10 protein-coding genes and 1 tRNA gene are annotated in these 9,719 nt (G+C 48.3%); 3 read left to right on the top strand and 8 right to left on the bottom strand.

Annotated features, from left to right (window positions below):
- Positions 1-196: 196 nt before the first annotated feature.
- From B2899_RS14400 to B2899_RS14420, 5 genes are all read right to left on the bottom strand, one after another.
- The gene (locus B2899_RS14400; protein WP_146811094.1) at positions 197-622 is read right to left on the bottom strand and encodes a YugN family protein; all 426 of its coding nucleotides are present in this window, start codon (positions 620-622) and stop codon (positions 197-199) included.
- 83 nt (positions 623-705) lie between these two features.
- The gene (locus tag B2899_RS14405) at positions 706-4,509 is read right to left on the bottom strand and encodes a dynamin family protein (protein WP_286886737.1); all 3,804 of its coding nucleotides are present in this window, start codon (positions 4,507-4,509) and stop codon (positions 706-708) included.
- A gap of 101 nt (positions 4,510-4,610) precedes the next feature.
- A complete protein-coding gene (locus B2899_RS14410; protein WP_146811096.1) occupies positions 4,611-5,336 on the bottom strand; it encodes a polyphosphate kinase 2 family protein in 726 nt (241 codons plus the stop codon).
- Positions 5,337-5,472: 136 nt separating this feature from the next.
- Complete coding sequence (locus tag B2899_RS14415) at positions 5,473-5,916, bottom strand: hypothetical protein (protein ID WP_146811097.1); 444 nt, start codon at positions 5,914-5,916, stop codon at positions 5,473-5,475.
- 15 nt (positions 5,917-5,931) lie between these two features.
- Entirely contained in the window at positions 5,932-6,180 is a 249-nt protein-coding gene (locus B2899_RS14420; RefSeq protein WP_146811098.1) for a hypothetical protein, read from the bottom strand.
- A 128-nt stretch (positions 6,181-6,308) separates the two neighbouring features.
- Between B2899_RS14420 and B2899_RS14425 the strand changes: the two genes are divergently transcribed.
- Positions 6,309-6,518, top strand: a complete 210-nt coding sequence (locus tag B2899_RS14425) for an alpha/beta-type small acid-soluble spore protein (RefSeq protein ID WP_146811099.1) — start codon at positions 6,309-6,311, stop codon at positions 6,516-6,518.
- A gap of 88 nt (positions 6,519-6,606) precedes the next feature.
- Here B2899_RS14425 and B2899_RS14430 read toward each other — a convergent pair whose 3' ends face one another.
- On the bottom strand, positions 6,607-6,915 hold the full coding sequence (locus B2899_RS14430; protein ID WP_146811100.1) for a winged helix-turn-helix transcriptional regulator: 309 nt from the start codon (positions 6,913-6,915) through the stop codon (positions 6,607-6,609).
- 330 nt (positions 6,916-7,245) lie between these two features.
- Between B2899_RS14430 and B2899_RS14435 the strand changes: the two genes are divergently transcribed.
- Positions 7,246-7,377: a hypothetical protein gene (locus B2899_RS14435; RefSeq protein ID WP_281286020.1), complete on the top strand. Its 132-nt coding sequence runs from the start codon at positions 7,246-7,248 to the stop codon at positions 7,375-7,377.
- Positions 7,378-7,505: 128 nt separating this feature from the next.
- Here B2899_RS14435 and B2899_RS14440 read toward each other — a convergent pair whose 3' ends face one another.
- The gene (locus B2899_RS14440) at positions 7,506-8,237 is read right to left on the bottom strand and encodes a class I SAM-dependent methyltransferase (RefSeq protein ID WP_286886734.1); all 732 of its coding nucleotides are present in this window, start codon (positions 8,235-8,237) and stop codon (positions 7,506-7,508) included.
- A 410-nt stretch (positions 8,238-8,647) separates the two neighbouring features.
- A tRNA-Gln gene (locus tag B2899_RS14445) sits at positions 8,648-8,722 on the bottom strand.
- 78 nt (positions 8,723-8,800) lie between these two features.
- Between B2899_RS14445 and B2899_RS14450 the strand changes: the two genes are divergently transcribed.
- Positions 8,801-9,568, top strand: a complete 768-nt coding sequence (locus B2899_RS14450) for a glycerophosphodiester phosphodiesterase (RefSeq protein WP_146811102.1) — start codon at positions 8,801-8,803, stop codon at positions 9,566-9,568.
- Positions 9,569-9,719: the final 151 nt, after the last annotated feature.

A 9,719-nucleotide genomic window follows, 5' to 3' on the forward strand; every position in this document is an offset into this window, starting at 1 on the left:
AAAGGCGTTCGCCTTTTTCCCCATTGAAATCCTCTCCTCCTTCTTTCCTCTCTTTTTCTTCGTACCACAAAAGTCAGCCGCCCTTCCCCTCATTTTCATGCCGGGGTTGCGGCTGAGACGCCATGGTGGTTTTCTGTGAAAATCGTAAGAAAAGCCTCCGCCTAAAACCGGCCGGAGACTTCTCGTTACCTGCCGTTTAAAACACAGGGCGAACACCGCTACGAACTTCGCAGTCCACCACGCTGGCATCGCGGACATTTATGTCAATCTTATCCACCTTGAGGCGCCGTGCCACTTCTCCCAGAATTTCACGGGAACGGTCAACATACTGCTTCTCGATCTCTCTGCTGAAATCGAGTCCTTCGTGGTATTTCGCACCGGTAATCGTAACGTCTGTCACCTGTACCGTGCAGTTGCTGCGTTCAATCTGGCCGGATGTCGCACGCGTAAAAATGCGGAGAAACACGTAATCCGACAGTTTTGACGTTAGCAGCGGATAATCATACGCTGCCCAATCATACTCAAACATGCCACCGCGGTTGAATCCAATCTCATGCAGAACAGTGTCGACTAAATCAAAAGAAAATTCCTGACCTACAAGGTTCGTTTCAATGATTTTCATCCGGTATTCACCCACCACATTGTTTTTTCTCTATATTGCTTCTTCCATTATAGTAGAAAAAACATAGAGTTGCAAGAAATAATCTACTTTTCTTTTACATTTACAGTTTCCATAGTAACGGATAGCATCTTCGTTACCTGCTGCTTACGGACTACCAGGCTCTCTACGTCCATCTTCATGCCGAGTGCAGCCAAAAGACCTGCGAAGTGTTCTTCCACCTCGGCGCAAGCCCGCTCTCTTACCCTGGCAATTTCTTTTTCAAACTGGGATAGATAATATTCGCGCAGTATCCGCTCGCCCTCACTGACATAAGCCTGCACCGGCACCTGGTACTTTTCTTCGAGCGCTTCTTTCATTTTCTCCTGACCGCCCTGCTCGAAGAACTGTTTCGGATTCTTAAACAGGCTAAGCGCACTCTGCAGCTCTCCGGTCGTACCCTGCGGAAACTGGCCGGCAAAATCCGGCGTGTCGTATACAGATGGTTCCCAAGCGCGCAGCTCAAAATGCTCAATCTGCATTCGGGCTTCCAGCTTCTCGATTAGCTTTGCACCGACTCCAGCCATGAATTTCTCCGTACGAAGTGCGGTAGCTCGCAGCTCCTGCGCCAAATCGAACGCCAGAAACCGGGACAGTTCTTCTAAGCCAAGCTGCAGCGCTTTTTGGATATTGCGCCCATCGTTTTGCAACGCTGACGGATTGAACGAGTAACGGAATGCTTCGCTGAAACGGAGCATAACTCGCTGCTTCACATAATATACAAGCTCCTGAATTTCTTTCTCCACCGCCTGGATATCCGCCGTGGCATCAAGCTCACGGATTGCTTTCAGCGCTTTCTCCTGATGCTGCTCCGCTTCGCGCAGCTTCCGGTCACGCAGGCTCGCGTCCTGGCGCGCCGCAACGATAAAATCGTCCATCGTCTGCACGGCACGGCGCACTTCGGCGAACGCCTCGTTCAACGCAATCTGCGTCAGTTCTTCGAGCGTGAAAGAAATGAATTCATCCTCAAAATGCTGAAGCCCGGAAAAACGGAGCGCTTCATCCACAGGCGGCAGCGCTTCTCCTTCCCCAACGCCAAGACGTTTGCGCAGAATCCCGGCTGCCGAATCACTCAGCTTACCGCGCTCTCCCATCCGCGCCAGAAGCGCAGTCTGGCTCGATACGGGATAGATGCGCGGACGCACAATGCCGCAGGTTGCCAAATTTTGCACCACATGATCGACCACGCCGTCTAATTCTTCCTGTGAATGTGCAAGATCGGCCGCATTGACAATAAAGAACATTTTATCCATGGCAAACGTGTCTTTCACGCGGCCCAACTGAATCAAAAACTCGCGGTCCGCATGCGAGAAGGCATGGTTATAATACGTCACGAACAACACTGCATCCGCATTCTTGATGTATTCGAATGCGACTCCCGTATGACGGGCGTTAATTGAATCGGCCCCCGGCGTATCCACCAGGATGATGCCCTGCTGGGTAAGCGGGCAATCGTAATACAGCTCGATCCATTCCACAAAACACGCTTTATGTTCCTGTGCGACGAACTCCTGGAACTCTTTCAGCCCGATAATAATCTCCTGGCCAAGCTGCGCTTCAATCTCGCGATATCCTTTCTGTACAGCCCGCAAGAAGCTGTAATGCGGCTTTGCGGTCGGATGAACGTCGCCTGCATCCAGCATGGATGTTTTCTCGATCGCCTGTTCAATCGTGTCAACCTGAATGCCGAACACCTTAAGTGAATACACTACATCACTGGTAATATCTGTATAATTTTTTAAACGGACCCGCACACTGGCATGCGGATTTTGTTCGTCCGGCGGCAAAATTTTATTAATGGCCGCTGTCGTCGGATTCGGTGAGACAGGCAGAATTAAATCGCCCATCAAAGCATTTGCGAATGACGATTTACCCGCGCTGAATGCACCGAACAACGCTACTGTGAATCTATTTTTCTCAAGTCTTTCGGCACGCTGCTCCATTGCACGCGCAATGCCGGCAAGCCCTGGAACATCATGCACGCTCTGTGCGCTCCGGCGCAGCATTTCTGCCGTTTCCAACCTGTGCGATTTGTAGTCTTTTTTAATCGCTGAAGAATATCCTGCAGAAGAAGTCGATTGTTCTTTGACCGTCGTCAGGCTGACCGGCTTCTTGGCTTCTATACCTTTAGTGGAAGAGGCAGGAGCAGCTACTTGCTCTGCTGCCTGCTGTTCACAGGCAGGCAGCGGCCTGGCCTGTTCTTCGCCCGGTACGCCGTTCACAATCATGTCTATCAAATGAGCCTCCGCTTCGGCTTCCCGCCTGCCCAATGCAGCCAATTCATCTTCCGCCTCTTTCAGCTCGCGGATGGCGGCAAGCTCCTGACGGATGCTCTCAGCCTGCGTTTCGGCCTGCCTGCGCATAGCCTGCGCCGCATCTTCAAGCATATCAAGCGCCGCACGACGGTACAAATTTTTCACGGCGTTTGCAATATCCTTGGAGTAGTTCAGAATAGCCTCGCCGCCCGTCAACGCGCCTGGCTTCACCTCGTTTTCCAGCAGTTCCTCGGAAAACGGCACCGTAAATTCCATTACCCGCTTCTGATATTCGCTGTCATCGTAGCCGTACTTCTCGGACAACGTACGCAAAAGCCCTTTAATGTGCCACTCAAGATGCGCCGATGCGTTTTCGGATAACTCTGCATATAAATCATGCAGACGCTTCGCCTTCTCTTCTTTTGTTTTATTTCCGGAGAAAAGGAACCCGACCTTAAAGCCCGGCTGCCGGCTCTCCAAAAATAGGCGGGCCAGCTCCCGTGTCGAAAACGGAATCAGCGGCGCATTGTCCAGGATGTTCTGCACTTCCTGTTTCCCTTCGCTCTCCAGCTTTTCCGCCGGTTCAAATAGAGAAGCAAGACGCCCGGACAGCAGCGCATATTTCTCCTGCACATTTTCCTCCGTCGTCTTTTGTTCGAGCAAGCGCTCAAACGGCTCGCGCTGCAGCGCATGCTTATCGTGTAAGAATTTGCGGTGCTCATCAATTAAATACATGGCTGCCCGCATGATGCTCGGGATGATGAGTGTTTCTTTTTCTTTAAACAGCTCACCGAGCTTCCCAAGCAGAGCCGGCCACTCATTCTCCGGATGATTCACGTCTTTCAGTGACGTAAAATAAATACCGTCCGGCTCAATGTCCCAGTGACGAAATGCATCAATCACGCTCTCCCGGTACTTTGCGAAACTTAATTCGAAATCCACATGCTTGTCAATCTGATTGATGACCAAATACACCGGCACACCCCGGTCTTTTAATGTTTTGGTGAATCTGAAATTCACTTCGGATTGGACATGGTTGTAGTCCATGACGTATAATACGGCGTCGGAGAGATGCAGCGACGATTCGGTTGATACCTTATGCGCATCGTCCGTCGAGTCGATACCCGGCGTATCCATAATGCTGATCGTCTCCCCTAGCAGGTTGGACGGATGATACAGTTCGATCGTCTCTACTTCGTCTCCGTCAACCGCGTATTTCTTAAGCTGGCTTACATCGTAATCGGAGCCAAAATCGACCGGCTCACTGTTTTTCAAAAAAATACGGGCAGATTTTTTCCCGGTTTTGATGCTTACAACGTTGGCACTGGTAGGAATCGGACTTGACGGCAGAACCTGACTCCCCATCAGCGTATTGATCATGCTTGATTTTCCTGCGGAGAAGTGGCCGCAGAAAGCGACCGTGAATTCTTTTTTGTACAACTTTTCAAGCAACTGTGCCGCTTTTTTGGCGTTTTTCTCATCTCCTGCGGCAACAAAGTTTTCCTTCAATCTCTCGATACGGTAATACAGCACTTCGACAGGGACATTAGTCCTTCCCTCCTGGGTCTTAGATAGGCGTTCTATTGTTTCAATCATTCCACTCACCGCTGTTCCTCTTATTTGTCTACACACAATTTGTGTACATTTTATGTCATTAATCTATCATCCCCGCTCCGCCAGCGCAACCGTTCCACCGTTTATTTTTCAGTCTGCAGGCGGGTTTGCATCGCCCGGACTACCGTTTTTAGCACGTTTACGCGTGCATGCCATTTATAATTGCCTGCAATAATCTTCCAGGGTGCGCCCGGTGTGTCGGTTTTCTCAAGCATTTCTTCAACCGCTTCCACATAATCGTCCCATCTCTCCCGGTTACGCCAATCTTCTTCGGTCAATTTCCAATGCTTAAACGGGTTCGCTTTTCGTTCCTCAAACCGCTCAAGCTGTTCCTGTTTACTGATATGCATCCAGAATTTAACGATAACAGCGCCGTCATCGGTCAGCATCTTTTCAAACGCATTGATTTCATCGTAGGCACGCTTCCACTCTTCCTTCTTGGCCAACTTCTCTACCCGCTCGACCAGAACCCGTCCATACCAGGAACGGTCAAAAATACCAATCTGGCCTTTGCGGGGGAGCTTATTCCAGAACCGCCATAAATAATGGTATTGTTTCTCAATCAAATTCGGAGCGCTGATCGAATGCACCTGGAAACCGCGTGGATCAATCTTCTCGGTTAGGCGGCGGATGGCACCTCCTTTACCGGCTGCATCCCAACCTTCAAATACAAGAATAAGCGGAATGCCCGCCTGGTGGAACCGGCGCTGTAGATCCAGCAGCATAAGCTGACATTCTTTTAATTCCTCTTTGTATTCTTTTTTCGTTTCGAATTTTTGATTAAGATCAATTTCATTTAGTTTCCCCATTGCTCTCTTCCTTTCCGAGGTTTTCTTTTTTAGATTGCACAATGCGAAGGATAAATCCTGCTTTCTTCATTAAAAAAAGGAATAAAAAAAAGCCCTTATCGTACATACGAATAAGGACTTTAGCTTCTCTATGCATTTAAAATTCGCTGCTGCCTGTATGATCCGCTTCCCATTCGAGTGATGCGCGCTGCAGCGGAAAATCCAGGCGATCGAGTGCAAACAGCACAAACGGCATTTCCCCGTCATATTCTTTATGCAGGCTGCGCAGTGTCTGCTCGTCCAGTTTCTCGTCAAGAAACTGCGTCATCTTACGGTATGCTTCTTCATCGTGATCACGGAACCAGCGCAGCGTGGTCGGACCGGACTGGGCCAGGCCGTATTTATCGACGTACTCGCGGACATGCTGCGGTACATACGCGAATGCGTACTGGCGAGCCGCGGCCAGCATCTCCCGCTTCTCCTGCTCGGGTATCATGCCTTCCGTTAAATAGCTATGCTTCCCACAGTGATAGCACTTTACCTCGTAGCGATGGTTTCCGGTTACTTCTTTTCCACAATAAGGGCACGTAATTTGCTTCATGGAGTTCTCCTTTCTTTATCTCTGTTGCTGCCTATCTCTTTGTACCAAAATTTTAATCGTTAATGCGACCAAATACCCCAGCAGCGAAAACCCTGCCCCAATCCAAAGAATGGTTTGCTGGTTTACCGAATAATACGATACGAATACAAACATTGGCATCAGTATAGCCGGTGCCGGCCACGCTCGCTTTGCGGCAAAGTACGTAATCAGCGCCACGGCAAAAGTCACAAGACCTCCAAAATATAGTACCAGCTGTAAAACCATCAGGCTCCCCCCGTCGCCTTCACATTCTATAATTTACCATGTTTAAGTTCGTGAATGTTTTGTGACAATATACTTACAAGGATGAATATCCTTGATACTACAAACTCTCGTAAGGAGATGAACAAACCATGGCTCAAAACCAACGCAACTCTAACAGAAACAACCTGGTAGTACCTGGTGCACAGCAAGCGCTGGACCAAATGAAGTACGAAATCGCTTCCGAATTCGGAGTACAACTCGGACCGGACACCACTTCTCGTCAAAACGGTTCTGTTGGTGGCGAAATTACCAAGCGTTTGGTGCAAATGGCTGAGCAGCAACTTGGTGGTCGCTTCTAATCTCCCCTTTTACGTAAAAAATAAATACGCTTATGGATGAAAAACAAGCCAGATCGTTCAGCGGTCTGGCTTTCGTGCGGCCCCTATCTTACATCCATTTCTCGCCCCAATGCTGGATCGACTCGATGACCTGCTGCAGGTCTCGTCCTTTTCTGGTTAATTCATATTCAATGCGCACCGGTGTCTCCGGATATACTTTGCGCTCAAGAATGCCTGCTTCTTCGAATTCTTTGATTCTCTCCGTCAGCATCCGATCGCTCATCTCCGGAATTTGCGCTTTAATATCTTTAAATCGCCTTGGACCGCCCAGCAGCACGCGAATGATTAATCCAGACCATTTCTTGCCGAGAATCTCAATGGCCGACTCATACTTCGGACACATCTTACTATAGTCCACGACATACACCTCCTCCTTTATTTTATCACGAATAAGTAACGTTACAAATAAAAGGATAGATTTTTTTCCCCGTTCTCACACAGATGTAACATATTCGGCAATATGTCGTCCCCTCCCCCTTTTGCGATAACACGATCCGGCTGTTTTGTCTCTTCCTACCGCAGGTGACTGCACGATTTTCTCCTTCTTTTTCAGACATAATGAATAATGGAAAAATTTCCAGTGCCATCGATCGCAGGTATTTTTCATATATCATTGTAATAACATTGTTAATGCTTTATCATTAGTATACTATTAATTTATAATTTTCAAAAAAGAGGGGTGTTTACGATGCAATTTGCTCATACGCTTGGTGAAGTCTTATTGTATGTCGTCGCTCTCCCGCTTTTCGCTTTCCAATCCATTGAAGCGCTACAGGCGCTAATCGAAATTACGGCTGAAATTGCAAAGTTAGGTAAATAAGAAACAAAAAACGAGGCCGGGCAAGCCTCGTTTTTTGTTATCACTGTAAAGCGAAATATACTTTCCTATACATTAAAAAAACGCTGCTCCCTCTCTTGGAGGAAACAGCGCTTTGCCGTTTTTTCGTGTTATTTGACGCAGCGGCCGTAAATAAGCATTCGCTTGCCGTCTTTGGAATACGGCTGAAAATCGTAATCGCCGTACACATCCCGCACTTCAATTCCAACTTTTGTAAGCATGGACTCCATCTCTTGACGGCTGTACAGACGCACCCGTTCCCAGAACTGGCGCGTCGTTTCGTTCTCTGTAATGCTAATTTCTTTAATAACGAAGCCGTCTTCGATTTTGCGTCGTTCAACAATCTGCTTGCCGTCAACTTCACGCGTCGATTCCGGAACAAGCTTCTCTTCAATATACAGCGGGTTTAAATAATCAATCACCAAATGTCCGCCGGGTTTAAGGGCTTGTGCCATTTTATGCAACACTTTCTCGTTTTCATTGTCTTCTTCGAAATAGCCGAAGCTGGTAAACAGGTTAAACAGGATATCAAATTCGCTCTCAAACGGAATTTCACGCATATCGTATCGGTAATATGTAACGTTTGCGGCATCCGTTTTCTCGCGGGCCCGTGCAAGCAAATACTCGGACAAATCAAATCCTACAATTTCGTATCCGTGTCGGGCCAGCGCACGCGAATGACGCCCATCGCCGCAGCAGAAATCAAGCACACGTCCCGTTTTCGGGAGCGGAAGTTCGCGGAGCAGACTGTCGATCTCCTTCCGCGCCGACTCTTCGTCCCGGTGTTGGTACAGTGTGGAATAATCCTTCTGAAATGATTTTACATACCATGCAGCATCCATCTTCTTCCCTCCGTTCTCTATATTCTAAGTATACCCCTACCCGCTTACGCCTGTACATTCATAAATGTGCTGAGAAAAACTCGCGGGCGTTGCCGCTCGTCCTTTTTCCTCAAAGAAGCCAAACAGCCGCTTTGTGTCGCTCCGGTCGGACCGACAAAACATCCGGGTCGTTCAGGGAAGGAGACAGTTGCCGGTCTTTGTCTCCCTCCGCGTCACACGCTCCACAAGGAAAAAGGAACGTTTGGCACACGCCTCGCGAGTTTTTTCTCGCTTACGAATGGAAGGAAAGTATATTTTGCTTTATCACTGTAAAGCGAAATATACTTTCCTATACCATAAAAAAACCAGACCCCTAGAGCCTGGTTTTCCATACCCGGCGATATCGCCGTCCTTCAGAGCTATGTATAAGATGGCTGGACAGGAAGGGTTCGAACCTTCGCATGACGGAGTCAAAGTCCGTTGCCTTACCGCTTGGCTACTGTCCATCGTTATCATTAGTATGGTTCCCTCCGCATAATTTATACAAATAAACTGATAAAAAAATAAGCGAGGCTTTTTTATATATGAATAATATGTTTCTTATTTATGCACATCGCGGTTCTTCCATTCTATATCCGGAAAATACGCTCCCCGCTTTTACACAGGCGATAAAAGAAGGGGCAAACGGCATCGAGCTCGATGTGCAGTTGACCAGAGACGGCCAAGTTGTCGTGTTTCATGATTGGACTCTGCAGCGCATCACCGGCCAAAAAGGAAAAGTGAGCGACTATACGCTCAAACAACTGCAGGCAATGGATTTCGGAGCCTGGAAAAATGCCAAATTCGCAGGTGTCCGCATCCCGACGCTGGGTCAGGTGTTCAAGCGCATAACCGGTAAGAACATTATGATAAATATCGAACTAAAAAATTTTTTTGCGATGCGTAACGGACTCGAACAGAAAGTAATGGAGCTTGTCCATCATCATAATATGAGCGGGCAGGTCGTCATCTCCACATTCAATCCGTTCAGCCTGGAACTGCTGCGAAAGAACGGCTGCAAATCCGATATCGCCTTTCTTTATTTCGGGCGGCTAAAAGAACCGTGGAAGTACGCGAAGGAATACGCATGCGCCTACATCCATCCCCCGGTGCAGGAAATCACCAAAGAATTACTTGCATCCTGTCGTGAGCACGAATTAAAGATTGTGCCGTATCAAGTCGATACGCTGGTGGAAATCCAGCAGATGATTCACCTTGGAACAGACGGAATCATTACGCCGCGGCCTGCACTCGCTCACCGCCTGCTTCACGGTCCTACCAAACCGGTGCAAAAGCGGAAACGGAAAAGATGACACAACCAAGTCGGCGTTTTCCCTCTGCACATTTCGCATTATAATAGATACAGAACACAACCATGGCGTTTTAGCCGCAACCCCGACATGAAAATGCAGAGAAGAGCGGCTGACTCTTGTGGTACGAAGGAAAAGAGAGGAAAGAATGAGG

Origin of the sequence: Aneurinibacillus sp. UBA3580 (genome assembly GCF_002375825.1) — a bacterium.
Lineage (GTDB): Bacteria > Bacillota > Bacilli > Aneurinibacillales > Aneurinibacillaceae > Aneurinibacillus > Aneurinibacillus danicus.